We start from the raw sequence: 20085 nt of genomic DNA on the forward strand, positions 1-20085 counted from the left end.
GACCATCTCTTCCTTAGTTCGGCCGTTTGAGCGAATAGGTGCTGAAGAACTGCGCCATCAAAATCGACATCAGCACCGTGCCTTGCATCAGTACGATCATGGCTTCCGAGATCGAGTAGAAAACCTTCAGGACATTCCCGGCGGTGAACACCGCGCCGAGCGCGAAAGAGACGACGATCACCCACAATGGTTTCGCGCGGGCCAGATAGGCGATCACGATCGCGCTGAAGAGATAGCCGTTGCCGACGGACTGGTTGAGGCGGTGCTCCGTCCCTGCCACGATCATCATGCCGGCAACGCCTGATAAAGCGCCGGAGAGCAGGACGAGCCCTACGGCTGTTCTGAGCACAGGCAGGCCGGTGGCGAGCGCAGCCTTGGCGTTGAAGCCTACCGCATCCGCGTAGAAGCCGGCCCGGCTGTGTTCCATGACGAACCAGATGGACAGTGCGATGCCAGCGACCAGGAAGATTCCGGTGTGCAACTGCCCCCATCCCAGAATAGAAAACCAGCTCGCCTCGGGAAAGGTGGCGGTCACCGGAAAGCTGTTGGCCGGATCTCTCCAGACCCCGAACAGAAGATGCTGCACGAGCAGAAACGCGACGCTTCCCAGCAGCAGTGTCGATATAACCTCGTTGACGCCCCATCTGAGTTTCAGGAAAAGCGAAATCGCAATCCAGGCGGCTCCCGCGAGTGCTGCCAGCACGAACATCGTCGGCAGCCTCAGCGCTTCGGGCCCGATGCCGTTCAGCGCCACCCAGGTCGACGCGATCGCGCCGAGCCACAGCTGGCCCTCCACGCCGATGTTCCAGAACCGCACGCGCATGGCAACGGCGGAGGCCAGGCCGACGAGCACCAAAGGCAAGGCGGCCGTCGCTGTCTGGGAGAGACCATCCGAGGTCAGAAACGTGGCGATCAGGAACTCATCGACAAGGGCGCTCGCCGGCACGCCCGCATGCACGAGCAGCATCGCCGAAACCGTCAGCCCGACGAGCAGCCCGCCTGCATAGCTGAGGCTGGTCAACAAGAAGCCGGGATTTTGCCTGCGAACGAGGAAAGCTGTATCAAGCATGGCCTGCTAGAAGGCCTCCGATCCATTCAGGCGTGACATCGCCGGCCTGACGGCAGCCGACGATCCCTCCTCTGTTCATGACGGCCACCCGATGGGACAGGGACATGACCTCCTGGAGATCTTCGCTGATCAGCAGGCAGGCCGCGCCGGCTTCCACAGCTCTGCGGATCGCCGATCGGACGAACTCGGTCGCCTTCATGTCCAGCCCGCGGGAAGGGGAATGCGCGATCAGAACCTTCAGGCCTTGACCCAGTTCCCGCGCCAGTAGGACTTTCTGCGCGTTTCCTCCCGAGAGCAGAGAGGCTGGCCGGTCTGGCGTCGCGCCGCGGATATCGAATGCATCGATGGCCTCGGCGGCCTTTTCGCGCATCGCCCGCCGTCGCAGGAGAAACGGACCGCCGAAGCTGCCGCCCGGGATGGTCGTGAGCGCTAGATTGTCTGCAATGGAAAGCTCCCGGATCAACCCGCTGTCAAAGCGGTCAGAGGGGATGATACGCAGGCCGGCCTCGCGGCGCTTGCCCGGCCTTGCGGCGGAAATATCCTCGCCGTCGAGCATGATCGCGCCTGCATCGATTTTTTCGAGCCCGAGAAGGCAGGCAACGAGTTCCTCCTGGCCGTTTCCGCCGACGCCGGCGATGCCGAGGATTTCGCCGGCATGCAGCTCGAAGCCGATATCGTTCAGATTCTGCCTGTGAGCGGTCGCCTGTGCAGAAAGCCCTTCCACGCGCAAACACACGTCGCCCGGCCGGGATAACGGCCTGCCGGCAACCGTCAAGGCATCGCCGACCATCAACCGCGCCACATCCGCTTCGGTGACGTCCGCGACAGGCGCGCCGTCAAGTACTGTCTCGCCGTGCCGCATGATCGTGACCCGGTCGCAGAAAGCGGCAACCTCGCGGAACTTGTGTGTGATCAGAACCACGGCGTGACCTTGCCTCGACAACCGTTGCGCGAAGGAGAGGAGCGTGCGCGCTTCCTCGTCGGTCAGCACCGCCGTCGGCTCGTCCATGACCAGAATTCGGGCACCCAGAAGCATGACCTTGACGATCTCGGCACGCTGCCTTTCGGCGATCGAAAGGTCTGCCACCTGTCTGTGCGGATCGACGGGCAGGCCAATTTCTCGCGACTTGGCGGCAACGATCGCCGCCGCATCGGCCGGCGTTTTCACCTTGGACTTGCGGCCGAGGCCGAGGAGCACGTTCTCGGCAACGGTAAAACTCTCGACCAGCCGGAAATGCTGATGCACCATGCCGAGACCAGCGGCGGCGGCTTCCAGCGGGCTGCGCAAACTGATCGCTTCGCCATCGATCGATTGGTAGCCACCGTCAGCTACATAGACGCCGGCCGCCACGTTCATCAAAGTGGACTTGCCTGCACCGTTCTCACCGACGATGGCATGCACTTCCCCCCATTCGAGGCGGAAGGACGCATCACGAAGTGCTGCCTTGCCGTCAAACGACTTGCCGATGCCGCGCATTTGCAGTGCCGCCGGTGCGCCCGGCGGTCGTTGCATGTGGTCGTCTGCTTGCTGCAAAGCTGTCGTCATTACTTTGCCGGCATGGTTCCGATGACGCCGTCGACGAAATAGTCCATCGACCAGAGTGCCGCATCGTCGACCTTCCCGCCGGCATCGACGACGACTGTGCCGTCCTGCTTTTTCAGGAGGCCCTGGAACGGATCGAGCTTGCCTGCGATGATGTCCTGTTTCGCGGCCTCGATCTTTGCCTTGGTCTCCTCCGAAACCGTGGGACCAAAGGGAGCAAGCTCGACCACGCCGGTTTCGAGGCCTTCGAAGGCACCGAATTCCTCAGGCTTCCAGCTGCCGTCGATGATCTCCTTGATCGTCGGCACAAGGTACTTTTCCCAGCGGAAGACGACGGAGGTCTGGATCGTCTTGGGCGCGGCATGCGACATGTCGAGCTGGAAGCCTACAGATGGCACGCCGGCCTTTTCGGCCGCGTCAAGTGCGGAGGTTGCGCTCAGATTGGTGGCGAGCACGTCGGCCTTCTGGTCGAGAATAGCCTGCGCGATCTGCCCTTCCTTCACCGGATCCCACCAGGAGTTGGCGAAGACTGCGACCGTCTCGATCGCAGGATCGACCGAGCGGGCGCCGAGCGCGAAACTGTTGATATCCCAGTTCACCACGCCGACCGGAAATCCGGCGAGGATGCCGATCTTCTTCGTCTTCGTCGCCTGGCCTGCCGCGATGCCTGCCAGGTACCAGCCCTGGTAGGTGCGGGCATAAAAGCTTTCCATGTTGGGCCCGTTCTCCGTGCCCGAGGCACTGAGAAACGCCACGTTCGGATAGGCCTTGGCCGCTTCGGCCATCGGGGCGCTATAGCCATAGGTGGTGCCGATAATGATGTTGAAGCCGCGCTTGACGTAGAGATCGATCGCCGCGCGTAGCTTCGTGGCCTCTTCCGGAATGTTTTCCGTCACCGCGACGGGCACCTTAAGCTGCTCCTCCACGGCCTTGCGGCCCGCCTCGAGTGCCTCGTTCCATCCGCCGTCCTGCGCCGAACTTGCGTAGATGAACGCGACCTTGGGCGCGCCTTCCAGCGTAAAGGCATAAGCGCCCGAGGCGGCACAGGAAGCGAGAACTGCGGCCGTTGCCGCGAACAGACGAGCTGAAGCGGACGGCTTCGTGTTGCGCTCTTTCATTTCGTGGTTCCCCTTTGTTTTTCTTTGTTTTTCTTTGATTTTCTCAGCCGAAAGCATGCCGCGTCCGCGCGGCTTCCCTGCACGGTGACGGTTGCCGCCGGAGCGTCTTTTTTGATTTGGCAAAAGCGAATTGGCTCTTGTGCAGCGCATAACAGCCGATTACGTTCGTTCATGCAACAAAAATAATCATGCCTGTTTTTTGGGCATTTTGTGCAGAAATGTGAACGATCAAATGAACACCGATGCGCTGGCATCATTTGTCAAAATTGCAGAACTGCGGTCATTGTCCGCTGCGGCGAAGCTGTACGGCCTGCCGAAATCCACGCTCAGTCTCCGGCTGAAGCAGCTTGAAGACGATCTGAAAGTCGCTCTCTTCGAGCGCTCCGGGCGTGTGCTGTTGCTGACTGACGCAGGACAGACCCTGCTCGGGCATGCCCGGCAGATTCTGCAAGGCTGTGATGCGGCGCGTGCCGCCGTGACGGAACTGAGCGACGACGTGACCGGAACCTTGCGGATCGGCGCAACGGGCGAGTTCGGAACGGCCTACTACACGCAGATGCTCATGGCGTTCAGAAAGCTCTATCCCAAGGTGGAAATCGAGCTCACCTTCTTTTCGCCGCACGTTCTCTACGCGCAGGAGAGCCTCGACATGCTCGACGCGGTGATTTCATGGGACGAGGGCATCGAAGGTGGCGAAACGCTCTCGACCGCGAAATTCGCACTCTTCGCCAGCAGGAACTATGTCGAGCGCGCCGGGATGCCGCGAAAACCTGCCGATCTGGTGGACCACCAGGGCATCGTCTATCGCACCTCGGCGGGCTTGCAGCACTGGCGGCTGCAGAAGGGTGCCGCGCAGGAAAGCATCCTGCCGCGCAGCAACCTGATCGCCAACGACTACTGGACGATCAAGTACTTCGCCGTTGCGGGCGAGGGCATCGCTTATCTGCCGCACTTCTTCACCACGATCGAGTGCGAACGCGGTCACCTCATTCCGCTGCTCGACACATGGGAGTCTGCGGAAAAGCGCGTCAGCATCCGCATATCGCGCCCGCACGCTCCGTCACGCAAGATGGCCGCATTCATGGACGTCTGCGGCCGCTACTTCTCGCCCGGCTTCGTTTTCACGGGGCCGCGCTACTACGTCGAGACAATCTTCGATGAAAGCCAGCAAGAAAAGGGAACAGAAAAATGAAGGTACTTGAAACCGGCAACGGCGCGCGTGCAATGAAGGGGGGAGGGCTCGACCCGCAGCGCGTCAGCTTCGACAAGATCCCGATCATCGACCTTGAGCCCATGTTCACGGGCGACGAGGCCGCCCGGCAAAAGCTCGCCCAGGAACTGCGCAAGGCCTGCACGGAAGTCGGCTTCCTCTATATCAAGAACCATCACGTTCCAAAGGACGTCATCGATGTCACCTTTGGGGTTGCGGAGGCGTATTTCGCCGAGCCCGACGACGTGAAGATGGAGAACCACGTTTCCAAGTCGAAGAACAATCGCGGTTATGCGGCGCTGCTGGAGGAGAATACGGACCCGACCGCGCGCGGCGACCTGCACGAATCCTATGATATTGCGCTCGACGTTCCCGCCGACGATCCCGACGTGAAAGCCGGCAAGGTGCTCTACGGTCCCAACCAGTGGCCGGCGGGCAAGCCGGAATTCCGAAAGGCGCTGGAAACCTACCATGCCGAGATGCTGACGCTGAGCGGCCGTCTGCTCCATGCCTTTGCTCTGGCTCTCGATCTGGAGGAGACGTATTTCGACCAGCTGGTCGGCAAGCCGCTCGCGACTTTGCGGGTGCTGCACTATCCGCCGCAGTTTGGCGAGATCGATGACCGCCAGATCGGCATCGGGGCACATTCGGACTACGAGTGCTTCACGATCCTGGCCCAGAAGGAAGGCATTTCAGCCTTGCAGGTATTGAATGCGGCCGGCGAGTGGATTGCGGCTGACCCAATTCCCGGTTGCTTCGTGGTCAACGTGGGAGATCAGATGGCGCGCTGGACGAATGATCTCTTCGCCTCAACCGTCCACCGCGCTGTCAACCGCTCCGGCAAGGAACGCTATTCGATCCCATTCTTCTTCGGTCCGAACTACGATGCCCTAATCGAGGTGCTTCCCAGTTGCATCGATGAGGCTCACCCCGCGAAGTACCCCCCGATCACCTCGGGCGAGTACGTCAACGGCCGCTTCATGGCGACATTTGCGCACTATGCCGCGCAAAGCGAAGCCAACGCCGATACTGCGACCTAAGCTGATAATCGTTACATGCGCGGCCGTTCCTATGGCCGCGCATCGAAATTTGCCTTAAAAATAGCGCTTAAGGTTCGCGCGGATGCGATCCAGCACGGTGTGCCCGGAAACATCAGGCACGAATTTATTGCCGGTGATCGTCTCATAGGCCTGCGTGTAGACCGCCGAGGCCTGTTGAACTATCTCGTCGGGAATCTTCGGGATCGGCTCCTTGTAGGGATCGCACCGCGCCGAGACCCACGACCTTATGAAATCCTTGTCGAAGCTCTCCGGCCGGCTGCCGCTTGCCAGTGCCTGTTCGTAGCTCGCCGCGATCCAGTAGCGGCTGCTGTCGGGCGTGTGGATTTCATCGGCCAGGATTATGTTGCCGTTCTTGTCGGAGCCGAATTCATATTTGGTGTCGGCAAGGATGAGGCCGCGTTCGGCGGCGCGCGCCTGGCCCCGGTCGAACAGCTGCAAGGCGTAATTCGACACGGTGTCCCACTGCGCCTGCGTGAGAAGACCCTGCTCTATGATCTCGGCCTCGGACAGTGGCTCATCATGACCCCCGTCGAAAGCCTTGCTCGTCGGTGTGATGATCACTTCCGGTAGCTTCTCGTTGTCGCGCAACCCGTCCGGCAGGGTGATCCCATACATGCCCCGCTCGCCCTTCCTGTATTTGGTCAGGATCGAGGTGCTGGTAGTCCCCGCCAGATAGCCGCGTACGACGATCTCGACAGGCAGGATGTCGAGCCGAGTGCCGACGACAACGTTTGGGTCGGGATATTCGAGGACATGGTTCGGGCAAATATCGGCAGTTTCCTCGAACCAGTATCGAGCTGTCTGCGTCAGGATTTCTCCCTTGAACGGGATCGAGGTCAGAATGGTGTCGAAGGCGCTGAGACGGTCCGTGGCGATGATGATGCGGCGCCCGTCCGGCAAGTCGTAGTTTTCGCGGACTTTACCCTGATAGCAGCCCGGCAATTCGGGGATGAAAGCATCGGACAGGACGCGCATGTGATTTTTCTGCCTTCCGGAAAGCGGGGAACGCCGTCGCATACACCTTCGGTCGTGACCATATCAATCAGGAAAAGCCATTCGCAGGACAAGACGAACAACAGCTTTGATCGATGCCGCTGTCTGTCGGCCTATTACAGTTCTGCTTGCAAGCATTCATTCGTGCGAGCAAAGTAAACCATCTGCAAATTCCGACTTCATAGCAGAAATTCTGTTGTCGACGTCAAACTGTGACGAAATACTACGAATGATGGTGTCATATCTGAATGCATCCGCTGTGGTTGAATGGAGACGATCCCCGCATCGAACTCTCCGGCGAGAGACGGCAAGTAACGGCTCTGTTTTATGACATCGTTGGATCGACGGAGATGCTTGAAAGGAGCGACCCGGAAGACTTTTCGAATATTGTCAGCGTGTTCCACAGGACGGCGATGGCGATCATACAGGAGAATAACGGGTATCTTCACCAGGAGCTGGGGGACGGCGGATGTAGCTATTTCGGATATCCCATGCAGTTCGAGGATGCTGCCGAAAAGGCAGTTCGGGCGGCGTTGGCGTTGGTTGAAAGATGCGGCAGACCACGCAAAGGACGAGAGCCCGGCGTGAAACTTCGCGTCGGCGTTGCCACCGGCATGGTTGTGATTTCCGCCGATGGGCGAGAAATAATAGGAACGGCTCCGGTACTGGCCGCGCGGCTGCAGGCGGAGGCTCACCCGAATTCCATTTTCGTTTCGGATTCAACCTATCAACTCACCCGTGGAAGTTTCGAATACGGTTTCATCAAACATGCCCGTCTAAAGGGATTCAGCGAGCCGGTCCCTCTCTGGCAGGTATCGGGAACGCGTTCCGGCCAGGACCGCTTTTCGATTTCCAGGCGCCCGGAAGCACCGCTGCAGGGACGGAGCGCCGAATTGGGCGTTTTGCGGCGCGCATGGGGCAAAGCCTGCTCCGGCAGAGGGCATTCCTTGGTGATCGTGGGTGATGGCGGGATAGGCAAGTCCCGTCTCGTTGCCGAACTGCGGCGCGAAATCGGTATGAACAACTCCGGTGAGGAGCGTGTTCTCCAATGCCACCTGCGCCTGACCAACCGGCCATTGCACCCGCTTCTCAACTATCTGGAGACGCTTTTGGGCAGCGAGGCATTGATCGAAAGGGATGCCTCCGCTTTTTGTGACAGGCTGGCGGCCATCGGCATTTCGGTCAGCAAGGAAATTGCCCGTCCGCTTGTTGCATTTGCGGCCGCAAAGACACGGCAAGCAACCGGCTATCTTCAGTCATCCGACAAATCGGCCCGGCGTTTCCGGGAACAGGTCATCGCTGCGGCTGCCGAACTGCTGTTCGTTTTTGCCGACAGCAAGCCTCAGTTGCTCGTTTTCGAGGATGTTCACTGGGCCGACAGCATGACATCGGAGTTGATCGACCGCCTGAGCGAAGGCTGCCGGAACCGCGCCATGCTGATCGTCGCAACGTCGCGGCGCCTGGCTGCCGGGAATGACGATCGAGAGCGTTTCTCCACAACGGTGCGCCTTTCCGGGTTGACCGCCGGCGCGATGACAGACTTGCTGGTTTCGCTGTGGAAGGGGCCTCTCCCGGCAGGGCTGGCACAGTTCATTCTCGATAAGAGCGACGGCGTTCCGCTCTTTGCCGAAGAGCTGGCGATGTTTCTTCAGCGCAGGGCCGCAGCCGGCACGACGGCGGCGGATTGGAACAATCTGCTGAACAAGAGCGGCATCACATCCCTGAACGATTTGCTGTCGGCCCGCCTCTCGGATGTCGGCAACACCCGCCGCACTGCCCAATTGGCCAGTGTCATAGGCCGGGAATTTGGCATGTCCTTTCTCACGCGGCTCCTGGGGCCCGAAAAAGCTGTCGATAATACGGACGCGGAACTCACCGAACTCGTCGCACACGGCATTCTTGAAACGAAGACCTCGGCACAAGGAACGATTTACAGGTTTCGCCACTCGCTTCTCCAGGAGGCGGCATACGCAAGTTTACTGCGGACTGATTGCCGCCAAATGCATACCCGCATCGCAGGTCTTCTGACCGGCGGAGAGTCGACCGGCATGGCGCACGAACTTGCTGCCTGGCATTGTGCACAGGCCGGCATGCATCTGGATGCCGCCGCCTATGCAACAAAGGCTGCAGAAGCTTGCATGATCAGGTCGGCAATGTCTGAAGCCGACACATTGCTGACTATGGCTGAAGAACAGCTGGCGCGGGTTTCCAAGAGACAGAAAAAAACTGAACTTCAGCTGGATGTCCTGGAACTTCGCGGTGTCGTCTCCGCGGCATTGTCGGGAGAAGGCTCGCAGCAGACACGCCGCATCTACGAGAGAGCGCTGTCTATCTATCGAAAGCAGGGGGGAGGCGACCCTGGAAGGCGCTTTGCGCTATATTGGGGCTGGTGGTTTACAGCACCCAATGTAACCGCCCAGCGAGCACGCGCGCAGACACTGCTTAACGACATGGGGGAAGCGCAGGATCCCGAGGTCCGACTGCAGTCGTTTCATTGTGCATGGGCAACAAATTTCAACGCAGCTCAACACGAGTTCTGCCTCAGCTGCGTGGCAAAGGGCCTTGAACTGTATGACGCCGGACGCGCGCTTCGTAACCGCACAATCTATGGCGGGCATGATGCCAAAGTGTGCGGGTTAGGGGAGAAGGCACTCTCCCTCTCGTTCATGGAGGACCTTCCCGGTTCCGAGCGGGCGATAAAGGCGTGTTTGAGCGCTGCAGAAGAGACCGATCACGTCGGCAGCCTTCTGCATGCCCTGTATTACGCGGTCGTCCAGGGACGGTGCCAGGGCCGGCACGATGACGTCCTTCGGTTGACCAACCGTATGAAGGACCTTGCCGATCGGCATTCCATGGCCGCCAGCAGGGCGAAAGCGGATATGTTCGGTGGCTGGGCCGAGGCTCTTTCCGGCTCCTTCGAAGCCGGAATCCGACGGTTCCACGAAGGCCTTGGGCTGCAGGAGAAAATCGGGACGGACGACAACATCTCCATACAACTGGATATGCAGTCGGAACTGCTGGAGCGGGCTGGGCTGAGGGCCGAAGCCCTCAACGCCCTGGAAAGGGGCGTTGCCGAGAGCGTGAAGGGCGGACAGTTTTTCTGGCTGCCTGAACTCTACAGGCGCCGCGCCAAGCTTCGTGCGGCCGACGGAGCCAATCCAGCCGCGACAAGGCGTGATCTCAAGCGTGCATATGACATGGCATTCAAGCAGGGGGCTTTCGCGCTGGCTAAAAGGGCGCAATCGGACTTGCGGGATTTGGAAGCCGGCTCCACTGCTCGATAGCGAACGGACCGCCAAGTGAGATTGTATGACAACTCGCATCCCTCATTCCTCGAGTTTTCGGAGGCGCTAGTCAGCGCGCCTCCAAATATCGGGGAGACGATCCAGCGTGTTTTGGATAGGCGTCAAGAGTTTGGAATATCGCGGCTCGGATCGATCACCGGCCTGGATCGGATCGGAATAGCTGTGGCTCAAGCCGTTCGGCCGGACGCTCGCTCGGTCGTGGTAAGCCAGGGTAGCGGACTGACAGTCGAGCAGGCGGCGATATCTGCCCTGATGGAGGGAATAGAAAACTGGGCGGCCGAACACGTTTCGCGGGAGAGAGTGCGAAGCGTTACGGTCCGAAATTGTCCGGATGCGGATATGTGGGCAGATTTGTGGGCGCTTATGCCCGAGGGTTGTGATCTGGAGCCCCTCGGCTGGATCGACGGCTGGGACATTCTCTCAAGCCGAAAATGCTCCGTTCCCCTGGCGCTTGTCGATGCGTGCTACACCTTGCCGTCTCCACATGCGCCCTGGCTGCCGCGCAACACGACAGGGCTGGCCGCTGGAGCAAACGTCCTTCAAGCCGTAAGGCATGCATGCCTGGAAATTCTGGAACGTGATGCGCGCTGCTGGGCTTTAGGCAAACCCCATTTTTTTGATCGCTATCAGGTTGAGACGGCCAGCTTGGTTCGCGGCGCTCCGGGCAAGATCCTCGCACGGCTGCGACAGTCAGGCATGGAAACGGGCGTCTGGTCGATCCCATCTGCCCACGGGCTTCCGATTTACTGGTGTCACGTTATGGAAGGTGAGAGGCAGATGGAACTTGCGCCCTTGCCAGCCGAGGGTTTTGCCTGCGGTCTGTCGAATGATGAGGCTCTTTCGAAGGCCCTGCTGGAAGCCTGCCGATCGCGGCTGACGGCGATGGCAGGCGCACGAGAGGATGTGACCATCGATCTGTACCGAGGCAGCTTCGATCGGCACCAGCTTGCCTCCTGGCGGAAGCAACTTGGGGCGAGGGGATCGCCGCTGCCACCTGATCCGATCCCGGTTTCTCGTCCGGAGATTGACGTCATCATCGATGCCTTGCGCTCCGCTGGTGCCACGGCTGTCGTGGTGGTGCCGCTTTTCGTCGACCAATCCATACCAGCCGCAGTCGTCAGGGTTGTCGCGCCGCCCCTCAGAACCTCTCCCGAGGAACTCGGACATGGCATGTGATATTGTCGTGTTTCTTGGGCCGACGCTGCCCATAGCGCAGGCGCGGAAACATCTCGACGCGCTGTATCTGCCGCCGGCAGAGCAGGGCAGTGTTTTCAAGGCAGTCGTCGACCACCGCCCGGACGTCGTGGCGATCATCGACGGGGTCTTTGCCCAGCGTCCTGCTGTTCGGCACAAGGAAATTCTCTGGGCAATGGCGGCGGGTGTCGAGGTTCATGGAGCTTCGAGTATGGGAGCGCTCAGGGCTGCCGAACTCGCGCCAAATGGCATGTTCGGCCATGGCTTCGTCTATCGTTGGTATCGGCGTACGCCGCTTGCAGACGACGAGGAAGTAGCGGTGCCCATGGCACCGCTAGAGCTTGGATCAGTGCCGTTGGGGGATGCTCTCATCAATATGAGGCTCACGTTCAAAAAGGCGCTTCGACATGGTGTGATTAGCCGGATATCCTGCGATGCGCTGGAAACAGCCGCCCGTTCTCTGTACTTTGTCGATCGTCGTTACGCGCAAGTGATTGCTACGGCCCGACTTGCAGGCCTATCGCTATCGTCTGAACTTGACGCTTTTGAGCGATGGCTACCTGGGAATCTCGTTGATCGCAAGCAAGCCGATGCAGTGCGCCTGCTGCGTTACCTTGCCGATCGCGGCAAACAAATCCGTCCCAAGGAAGACACCGCGTTTACACTTACGGAGGCGTGGGCGATTGATCTGGAGGCGTCATCGTATTGGGACGACTACGTAAAGTATGGTCAACCATCGGATGGCATAAATTAACAATAATCAATGACATTCTAATGTAACCGTGAGAAATTACAGCGCTTCAGGGCGCTGTGTGAATGAAAACTCTTACGACGCCGATAGATAATCCTGCCAAGAATTCCGAGAAAAATCTTGGAACACGTTTTCTTGTCTATCCGCAACCGCCCTTTGTCCGTGGCTATGAACACCCTGAAGTCGTTTGGCTCGCTCCAAGTCCCGGCGAGATAGCCGCAGGTCCTGCTGACCGCAGAATGTATGTCGCCGAACCGGTCGAACCGAAACCTCCATATAAATTTCCCGAAATGCCTCCCTATGCAGGCAGGATCGGGCCACCGGTAGAACCAGGCCCCGATGGGCATTTCGATTATCTGACGCCCGGAACATTCGACTTCCTCAGCGCTCACGTCTACGCGTGCGTGCGCCGTGTGCTCGACATCTGTGAAGGCTATATCGGGCGCGAAATTCCATGGCATTTCGCGCCGATGGTCGAACGGCTGGAGATCGTGCCGATTATTCCCGGCTGGGACAACGCACAATCAGGTTTCGGTTTTCTCGAACTGGGTGAAAATGACGATGCCGACCATCAGTTCTGCTACGGCCTGAATTTCGACGCCGTAGCACATGAAGTCGGGCATCTCGTTTTGCTCAGCGAACTCGGCTTGCCGCAGTTCACGGAAGGAGGGCCCGACTTCTTTTGCTATCACGAGGCGATAGCCGACTTCATATCCTTGCTCGGTCTGCTGCATTTCGACACGGCGCTGGACCGCGTCCTGCGTCGGACCGGCGGCAATCTTCTCATCCACAATGAACTAGACAGATTTGCCGAGACAGGCGACGAGAGCCAGCTCCGCAATTTCAGCAATTCGCTTCGTCTGAATGACGTGAGTTTCGAGGTGCATGACCGCTCGAAACCCTTTGCAGGAGCGCTCTTCGATTGTCTTCTGGAGGTACATCAGTCGCTTTTGTTCGACCGGGGAATTTCACGGCTCGACCCGCGTAAATACAGCGACCTGCGCAGGCAGATGCCGGTATCGCAGATCGAGGAACGCCTGAGCGCGACGAAGTCGGACTACAGGTTCAGGCACTTCGCCACCAAAGCCGCGCTGACGGATGCCAGGGACATCATAGGTGAAGCGATGATCCGTTCCTGGAGGACGCTTGATCCGGACCATATCAATTTCGAGGACGCCGCTGCCGCGTTTCTGCATGAGGCGGAACTCGGTCGCGGCCGCTCGAATGTCAATCAATTCGAAGATTGCTTCAGATGGCGGGAAATACTGTGAATTTTCTGAAAGGAGAGGGTGACCATGAGCGAAGACAATTGCGACATTCCAGCCCCCGCGAGTACAGGCATATTCATCCCGGAGGAGATTTTCCTCTATGGTGTCAAGCTAAATAGAAAAGAAGATTATGCCGATATCTATGCAGGTGACGGACAGGAACTTAGAGTTCAGCTCAATAGAAATAAATTGGTAAGCAGAAATAACTATTCAATTGTTGCGGCTTATGGCTACGCATACGAGGGCTATTGTTACCGCTTCGACAGGGTCCGTCTCCTCGTTGTCACCGTTTCCAAAGATGAGGATCCGGTTGGTTGCGGATACGATTTCGAGAAAGCTTCCACGCCTGCCGCGAAAGCAGGGGGCGCCCCCACTTCTCCAGCGCCCAAATACAGGATGTGGCGCATCATGGCGGACACGAAGATGCTGGAACTCGCAACGGCATTCAACGATGCGAAAACACTCATTCTGGACGCCAATCTTCCGGGTGTCAGAGCACCCAATTCATACTCCATCACCGTGAGGATGGCCCATCGAGGTGGGCGAATGACACGGGATTGAACCCGCGCAAATCAGGTTGGATGAAAGAGGAGCATCTTACATGACCATTACCGTCAAGATCAGCTTCGGGCGCGATACAGAAGATCTGTCAATCTACGACCAATACGACGACGGCAATCAACTTGGGACGACAAAAAAATACAAAAAAACAGATAAACAATCTCCAAATCCGTTAATCTTGGACGTTGCGACAAAAATCACCGGCGGCCGAGGAAGATTGCGCATGGTCGAGACTAAAAGTGGAATTACACTGACCGACGAGACGATTGATGTCTGGGAAAACCAAGTCAATATTTGGCCGGTTATTGATACCGTTCAGGATCTCGCAAGGGTGATAACTGAGAACCAGTAAAAACGCTTCCGTCCACGCTGATGGATCGAAGGGCTATGTAGGGAAGGGTGGCTAACACGCCGCCGCCCGGCGACCGTCGGCCGAAAACGCAAACTTGTAGATCGTCTCGTGGCTGACCGAGATCGGATGACGCTCCAGCCGCATGCGGCCGGCGATCTGCTGAAACCATGGCTCTGTCGCACTTGAAAATAGAATGTACCCGCAATACACGAATAAGTCGCATAAGATAGATTATGGAACTGAGTGATGGTTGAATAGCGCGTTTTCCTGCTTCCGGATGACCTTAGCCAGTGTCAGATCGACCTTCAGCCCTCAACGAAAATCGCGGCCAAAGCATCCCTCAGACGATCGTTGAGCGGTTTCGGCCGGCGCGTTTGCCTGTCGACGTAGACATGGACGAAGAAGCCTTCGGCCGCAGCGTGAGTTTCGTCGTTGCGGAACAGTCCGACATCATAGCGCACGGACGACGAGCCGAGCCTTGCCACGCGGATGCCGGCGGTCACGGTGTCGGGAAACGCAAGCTCCGAAAAATACCGGCAGCCGGTTTCGACCACCAGGCCGATCTGGTCGCCGGCATGGATGTCGAGCACACCGGCATCGATCAACCAGCCATTCACAGCGGTGTCGAACAGCGAGTAATGCACGACGTTGTTCATATGGCCGTAGATGTCATTGTCCATCCAGCGCGTGCCGATGGTGCGGAACGCCTTGTACGAGGCGCGCTGAGATGGTGAAGCCCGTTCGCTCATGCTCCTCACCATGCCGCCCGGTAGATCGTCAGCGCGTCGGCTTCACTGACTTCGCGCGGATTGTTGACCAGAAGCCGCTGCTGTTTCATCGCGTCCGACGCCATTCTGGCGAGATGTTCTTCGCCGATCCCGACATCGCGCAGACGCGGCTGAAGCCCAAGTTTGCGCGACAGTGATGCCAGTTCCTCGATGAAGGCCGCGCAGCGGGTTTGCGTGCTTTCCTCGCGTGCCAGATGAGGAAATGCGTCGGCGGCGATCTCGGCATAGAGATGCGCGGCATCCGGCGCGTTGAAGCGCAGCACGTGCGGCAGCACCAAGGCGTTCGAAAGCCCATGCGGAACATGAAACGTGCCGCCGATCGGATAAGCCAGCGCATGAACGGCGGCCACGGGCGAATTGGCGAATGCCTGTCCGGCAAGCATGGAGCCAAGCAGCATCGCGCCGCGCGCTTCGACATTCGCGCCCTCGAACACCGCCTTTTCGATGTTGGCGCCGAGCAGTTGCAGCGCCTGTTTCGCGAGCATTTTCGACAGCGGATTGTTGTTGGCGTTCTTCGATGCGTAGGCCTCGATGGCGTGAACCATCGCATCTATGCCGGTCGCAGCCGTGATTGCCGGTGGCAGGCCGAGTGTCAGTTGCGCATCGAGCACGGCGATGTCAGGCAGGATTACGGCGCTGGAAACGCCGCGCTTTTCTTCCTCACCAACGGTGATGATGGAGACCGGCGTCACCTCAGAACCGGTGCCCGCCGTGGTCGGCACCAGCACCAGCGGCAGCCTCGGACCCTTGGCGTTGCCGACGCCCCAGGCATCGTCGATGTTTTCGCCCGAACCGATCAGCAGTGCGGCAAGCTTGGCGACATCGAGTGACGACCCACCGCCGAAGCCGACGACGCCGGTAGCACCAACTGAGCGGCCTGCCTCCACAGCCTTCATAACGGTCGCGAGCGACGGATCGGCCTCGACCGCGTCAAAAATGGCGACTGACGTCCCCTCTCCCTGCAATGACGCGATGGCCGGGTCGCACAGGCCGAGCTTGCGCAGGCCCGGATCGGTCACGAACAGAACGGAGCCGCCCAACTTCCTGCCGGCGATCTTTCCCAAACGCGCGGCCGAGCCGGGTTCAAAGACAATGGAGGCCGTCGTGTTGAAAATAAATGGAGACATTACAATGGCCTCGGCTGCATTTCTCACCCTTTACATGCCTGCTTTTCTAGCCCGCCGCAAGGTCGGCAGTGGTTGCGCGTGCAGCAGTCAGCAAGGCCTCTGGTTCGGCGGCGAAGACGGCATCATGCGCGCCGGCTGCTGCCCAGACCTGGCGGAACGACAACAGCGCTCGATCGGCAAATGCCGGGATTGCCGCCTTGTGACCGATCGGCGAAACGCCGCCGATGGCAAAGCCGGTCTCGTCGCGAATGTAGCGAGGATCAGCACGCTTCAGTGGCTCGGTCGCCAGTGCAGCCGCCTTGGCAAGGTCCAGTTGGTTGGATCCTGAAAGCAGGAAGAGATAGAGCCGTCCGCTGTTCTCACCCTGGAAGATCAGCGATTTGACGATTTGTGCAACGCTGCAGCCGCATTGTTCGGCGGCTTCTTCCGCCGTGCGCGTCGATGCGCCCATGCGGCGGACTTCGATCTCGAGCCCGGCGGCCGCCGCTGCCTCTGTCACGCGTTCGATGCTGCCGGCCATGTCAGGTTTCTCTGCCTTCAGTTTGATTCTAAAGGAATTTCCAGTTTCATGCCGTCATATGCCGGCTCGATGTGAGCCGGTGTTTCGGCATTGACCGTCTCGTAGTCCAGCGGCACGTGCATATGCGTCAGCACCGCGCGTCTCGGCGCCAGCGTCTCGATCCACTCCAGCGCCTCGGCGAGCGAAAAATGGCTCGGATGCGTGCGGTATTGAAGCGCGTCGATCACCAGCAGATCCAGATCCTGAAGCCGCTCGGCGGTCGCCGGCGGAAAATGGCTTACATCGGGGCAATAGGCCAGATCGCCGATTCGAAAGCCGAGAGAGATGATGTCGCCGTGGATCTGCGGCAGCGGCATGAAGGTGAGGGCACCCCCCTTTCCTTCGATCACGACGGGGTTGGAATGTTCGATCTCATGCGCCCGCAGGATCGGCGGATAGGAACTGCCGGCTGGCGTCTTGAAGCAATAGCCGAAGGCTTCGTAAAGCCGGTCCAGCGTCGGCTGATCGGCGTAAATATCCATCAGCTGTCGTTGTTCGAGGACATAGCCGCGCAGATCATCGATGCCGTGAATGTGGTCGGCATGGGCATGGGTGTAGATGACGCCATCGATGCGCTTCACGCCCGCCATCAACATCTGTTCGCGGAAATCGGGACCAGTGTCGATCACCACCCGCGTCGTCGCGCCGTCCGGCTTGATGCGCTCGACCATGGCGGCTGCGCGCATGCGGCGGTTCTTCGGGTTCTGGGGATCGCAGTTGCCCCAGTCTCCGGTGATCCGCGGCGTGCCGGGCGATGAGCCGCAGCCGAGGATCGTCAGGCGAAGCGTATCCGCCATCCGTCAACCGCCCAGCGCGGCTGGCCGCGGCATTTTCGTGAACAATCTGAAGAAGTTATCGGTTGTTATTGCGGCGATTTCATCTTCGCTGACGCCCAATGTCTCGCCGAGAATTTTTGCCGTATGCGCGACATAAGCCGGTTCGTTGCGCTTGCCGCGAAACGGTATCGGCGCGAGATACGGCGCGTCGGTTTCGACCAGCAGCCGGTCGCGCGGCACGTCGGCTGCGATTGCCCGCAATTCCTCGGACTTCTTGAAGGTCAGGATGCCCGAGAACGAGACGTAGCCACCAAGCTTGACGCCGGTCTCGGCAAGCGCGCGGCCGGACGAAAAGCAGTGAAGAATGAAGGGGAAGGCCCCCTTCCCTGTTTCCTCTTCGAGGATCGCTGCCATATCAGCGTCAGCATCACGCGAGTGGATGACCAGAGGCAGCCCCGTCTCGCGCGCTGCCGCGATGTGATTGCGAAAACTCCGCGCCTGGGCGTCTCGCGGCGCCTTGTCGTAGAAATAGTCGAGGCCCGCCTCGCCGATCGCCACCACCTTCGGATGCACCGACAGCCTGACCAGCTCTTCGGTGGTCACGTCCTGCTCCTCGCCGGCATTGTGCGGATGCGTACCGACGGAACAGAAGACCGGATCGAATTGTTCAGCGATTTCCAGGATCGATGGGAACCGCTTCACGCGGGTCGAGATCGTAACCATGCGTTCGACGCCGGCGGCCTGGGCGCGCGCGATGATCGCCGCGCGCTCCTCTGCGAAGTCCGGAAAGTCGAGATGGCAGTGACTGTCGACCAGCATCTTAGAACGGCCTCACGCTGCCGGTGCTTCCGGTTCGACATAGCGCGGAAACACCGGTTCCGGCGCCGGCAATGGCGTGCCTGCAACCAGTGCATACTCATCCGACACCTTGTCGAAGCCGCGCGCGTCCGCAGGCACCGCCAGCAGGTCGAGCAGCTTTGCGGCAGACGTCGGAATGTAGGGCTGGCACATCAGGCCGACGCGCCGGATCGTCTCGGCGGTGGTGTGCAGCACCGTTTCCATGCGCGCCGGGTCCGTCTTCTTCAGCGCCCAAGGCTCCTGCCCCGCAAAATAGCGGTTGGCCTCGGCGACAACGCCAAAGATCGCGGCAAGGGCGTGGTGAATCCCCTGCTCCGACATCGCCTTGCGCGCCGTCATCAGTGCTGCATCCGCCTGATCGAGGATCGCCTTGTCCGCGTCGGTCAAGACCCCGCGCGTCGGCACAACGCCACCGCAGTTCTTGGCGATCATCGACAGCGAGCGCTGCGCCAGATTGCCGAGATCGTTGGCAAGGTCGGCATTGGTGCGGTTGACGATGGCGTCGTGGCTGTAGCTGCCATCCTGGCCGAACGGCACTTCGCGCATGAAGAAATAGCGCACCTGATCGAGGCCGTAGCGCTCGATCATCGCGAACGGATCGACGACATTGCCGACCGATTTCGACATCTTCTCGCCGCGGTTGAACAGGAAGCCGTGGGCGAAAACGCGGCGCGGCAATTCAATGCCGGCCGACATCAGGAACGCCGGCCAGTAAACGGCATGAAAGCGGACGATATCCTTGCCGATGATGTGGGTTGCCGGCCAGTAGTCCCATTTCGGGTTTTCCGTATCGGGGAAGCCGGCAGCGGTGATGTAGTTGGTCAGCGCATCGACCCAGACATACATGACATGCTTGGGGTCGCCCGGCACCGGCACGCCCCAATTGAAGGTCGTGCGTGAGATCGACAGATCGCGCAGGCCGGATTTGACGAAGCTCATCACCTCGTTGCGGCGCTCGGTAGGTGCTACGAAATCCTGACGTTCCTCATAGAGGGCGAGAAGCTTGTCCTGATAGGCCGACAGGCGGAAGAAATAGGTTTCTTCCTCGGTCCACTCGACGGGCGAGCCGAGCGGCTCGCGGCGCACGCCGTCTTCGCCGACGGTCGTTTCGCCTTCGTCGAAATAGGCTTCCTGGCGTACCGAATACCAGCCGCCGTAGCGGTCCAGATAGATATCTCCGTTGGCGGCCATGCGTTCCCAGATGGCCTGGCAGGCCTTGTAATGCCGTTCCTCAGTGGTGCGGATGAATTCGTCGTTGGCGCAGCCGAGCGCCTTCAGCATGGACTGGAAAACAGCCGAGTTCTTGTCGGCAAGCGCCTTGGGCGTAATGCCTTCCTTCTCGGCCGTCTGCTGCATCTTCAGGCCGTGCTCGTCGGTGCCGGACAGGAAGAAGACATCCTTTCCGTCCAGCCGCTGGAACCGGGTCAGCACGTCGCTGGCAATATCCGTATAGGCATGCCCGATATGCGGGTTGCCGTTGGGATAGAAGATGGGAGTGGTCAGATAGAATTTTTCGCGTGACATGAGTGCGCCGTCAAAAATGTGCATTTGG

Annotated in this window: 18 protein-coding genes; 8 read left to right on the forward strand and 10 right to left on the reverse strand. The window is 59.5% G+C overall.

The window, feature by feature from the left end; all coding sequences use genetic code 11:
* Window positions 1-13: 13 nt before the first annotated feature.
* Genes G6N74_RS02565 through G6N74_RS02575 form a run of 3 tightly spaced genes read right to left on the reverse strand, consistent with a single transcriptional unit; the run spans window position 14 to window position 3730 of the window.
* Window positions 14-1069 (reverse strand): ABC transporter permease, encoded by a 1056-nt coding sequence (locus G6N74_RS02565; protein ID WP_165113903.1) that lies wholly within the window; start codon window positions 1067-1069, stop codon window positions 14-16.
* Window positions 1062-2582, reverse strand: coding sequence for an ABC transporter ATP-binding protein (locus G6N74_RS02570; protein ID WP_165113905.1), 1521 nt, complete (start codon window positions 2580-2582; stop codon window positions 1062-1064). The genes G6N74_RS02565 and G6N74_RS02570 overlap by 8 nt, the downstream gene beginning before the upstream one ends.
* 32 nt (window positions 2583-2614) lie before the next feature.
* Window positions 2615-3730, reverse strand: coding sequence for a BMP family ABC transporter substrate-binding protein (locus G6N74_RS02575; protein WP_165113908.1), 1116 nt, complete (start codon window positions 3728-3730; stop codon window positions 2615-2617).
* 232 nt (window positions 3731-3962) lie between these two features.
* Here G6N74_RS02575 and G6N74_RS02580 point away from each other — a divergent pair, with 232 nt between their 5' ends.
* A complete protein-coding gene (locus G6N74_RS02580) occupies window positions 3963-4922 on the forward strand; it encodes a LysR family transcriptional regulator (protein WP_165113910.1) in 960 nt (319 codons plus the stop codon).
* Window positions 4919-5980 carry an isopenicillin N synthase family dioxygenase gene (locus G6N74_RS02585; protein ID WP_165113912.1) on the forward strand — a complete coding sequence of 354 codons (1062 nt, stop codon included), beginning with the start codon at window positions 4919-4921 and terminating at the stop codon, window positions 5978-5980. The genes G6N74_RS02580 and G6N74_RS02585 overlap by 4 nt, the downstream gene beginning before the upstream one ends.
* 54 nt (window positions 5981-6034) lie before the next feature.
* Here the strand turns inward: G6N74_RS02585 and G6N74_RS02590 are convergent, their stop codons facing one another.
* Complete coding sequence (locus G6N74_RS02590) at window positions 6035-6976, reverse strand: phosphoribosylaminoimidazolesuccinocarboxamide synthase (protein WP_165113914.1); 942 nt, start codon at window positions 6974-6976, stop codon at window positions 6035-6037.
* 266 nt (window positions 6977-7242) lie between these two features.
* Between G6N74_RS02590 and G6N74_RS02595 the strand changes: the two genes are divergently transcribed.
* The 6 genes from G6N74_RS02595 to G6N74_RS02620 all read left to right on the forward strand — a co-directional run bounded on the left by G6N74_RS02595 (window position 7243) and on the right by G6N74_RS02620 (window position 14425).
* On the forward strand, window positions 7243-10278 hold the full coding sequence (locus tag G6N74_RS02595) for an ATP-binding protein (protein WP_246245610.1): 3036 nt from the start codon (window positions 7243-7245) through the stop codon (window positions 10276-10278).
* Between the two features lie 15 nt (window positions 10279-10293).
* Entirely contained in the window at window positions 10294-11475 is a 1182-nt protein-coding gene (locus G6N74_RS02600; protein WP_165113916.1) for a YcaO-like family protein, read from the forward strand.
* The gene (locus G6N74_RS02605; RefSeq protein WP_165113918.1) at window positions 11465-12247 is read left to right on the forward strand and encodes a TfuA-like protein; all 783 of its coding nucleotides are present in this window, start codon (window positions 11465-11467) and stop codon (window positions 12245-12247) included. Before G6N74_RS02600 ends, G6N74_RS02605 begins: the two co-directional genes overlap by 11 nt.
* Window positions 12248-12309: 62 nt before the next feature.
* On the forward strand, window positions 12310-13515 hold the full coding sequence (locus G6N74_RS02610) for a gluzincin family metallopeptidase (protein ID WP_165113920.1): 1206 nt from the start codon (window positions 12310-12312) through the stop codon (window positions 13513-13515).
* Window positions 13516-13539: 24 nt separating this feature from the next.
* Window positions 13540-14073, forward strand: coding sequence for a hypothetical protein (locus tag G6N74_RS02615; RefSeq protein ID WP_165113922.1), 534 nt, complete (start codon window positions 13540-13542; stop codon window positions 14071-14073).
* A 40-nt stretch (window positions 14074-14113) separates the two neighbouring features.
* Window positions 14114-14425, forward strand: a complete 312-nt coding sequence (locus G6N74_RS02620) for a hypothetical protein (RefSeq protein WP_165113924.1) — start codon at window positions 14114-14116, stop codon at window positions 14423-14425.
* 305 nt (window positions 14426-14730) lie between these two features.
* Here the strand turns inward: G6N74_RS02620 and G6N74_RS02625 are convergent, their stop codons facing one another.
* From G6N74_RS02625 to metG, 6 genes are read right to left on the reverse strand one after another with little or no spacing between them, the layout of a single operon-like run.
* Complete coding sequence (locus G6N74_RS02625; protein WP_165113926.1) at window positions 14731-15174, reverse strand: acyl-CoA thioesterase; 444 nt, start codon at window positions 15172-15174, stop codon at window positions 14731-14733.
* 5 nt (window positions 15175-15179) lie between these two features.
* Entirely contained in the window at window positions 15180-16340 is a 1161-nt protein-coding gene (locus G6N74_RS02630; RefSeq protein WP_165113928.1) for an iron-containing alcohol dehydrogenase, read from the reverse strand.
* 46 nt (window positions 16341-16386) lie between these two features.
* Window positions 16387-16860: a YbaK/EbsC family protein gene (locus G6N74_RS02635; RefSeq protein WP_165113930.1), complete on the reverse strand. Its 474-nt coding sequence runs from the start codon at window positions 16858-16860 to the stop codon at window positions 16387-16389.
* 17 nt (window positions 16861-16877) lie between these two features.
* Window positions 16878-17696, reverse strand: coding sequence for an MBL fold metallo-hydrolase (locus tag G6N74_RS02640; RefSeq protein ID WP_165113933.1), 819 nt, complete (start codon window positions 17694-17696; stop codon window positions 16878-16880).
* Window positions 17697-17699: 3 nt separating this feature from the next.
* Window positions 17700-18494, reverse strand: coding sequence for a TatD family hydrolase (locus G6N74_RS02645; RefSeq protein ID WP_165113936.1), 795 nt, complete (start codon window positions 18492-18494; stop codon window positions 17700-17702).
* Between the two features lie 12 nt (window positions 18495-18506).
* Entirely contained in the window at window positions 18507-20057 is a 1551-nt protein-coding gene (gene metG / locus G6N74_RS02650) for a methionine--tRNA ligase (protein WP_165113938.1), read from the reverse strand.
* Between the last annotated feature and the right edge of the window lie 28 nt (window positions 20058-20085).

The organism is Mesorhizobium zhangyense, from assembly GCF_011045115.1.
GTDB classification, from domain to species: domain Bacteria; phylum Pseudomonadota; class Alphaproteobacteria; order Rhizobiales; family Rhizobiaceae; genus Mesorhizobium_M; species Mesorhizobium_M zhangyense.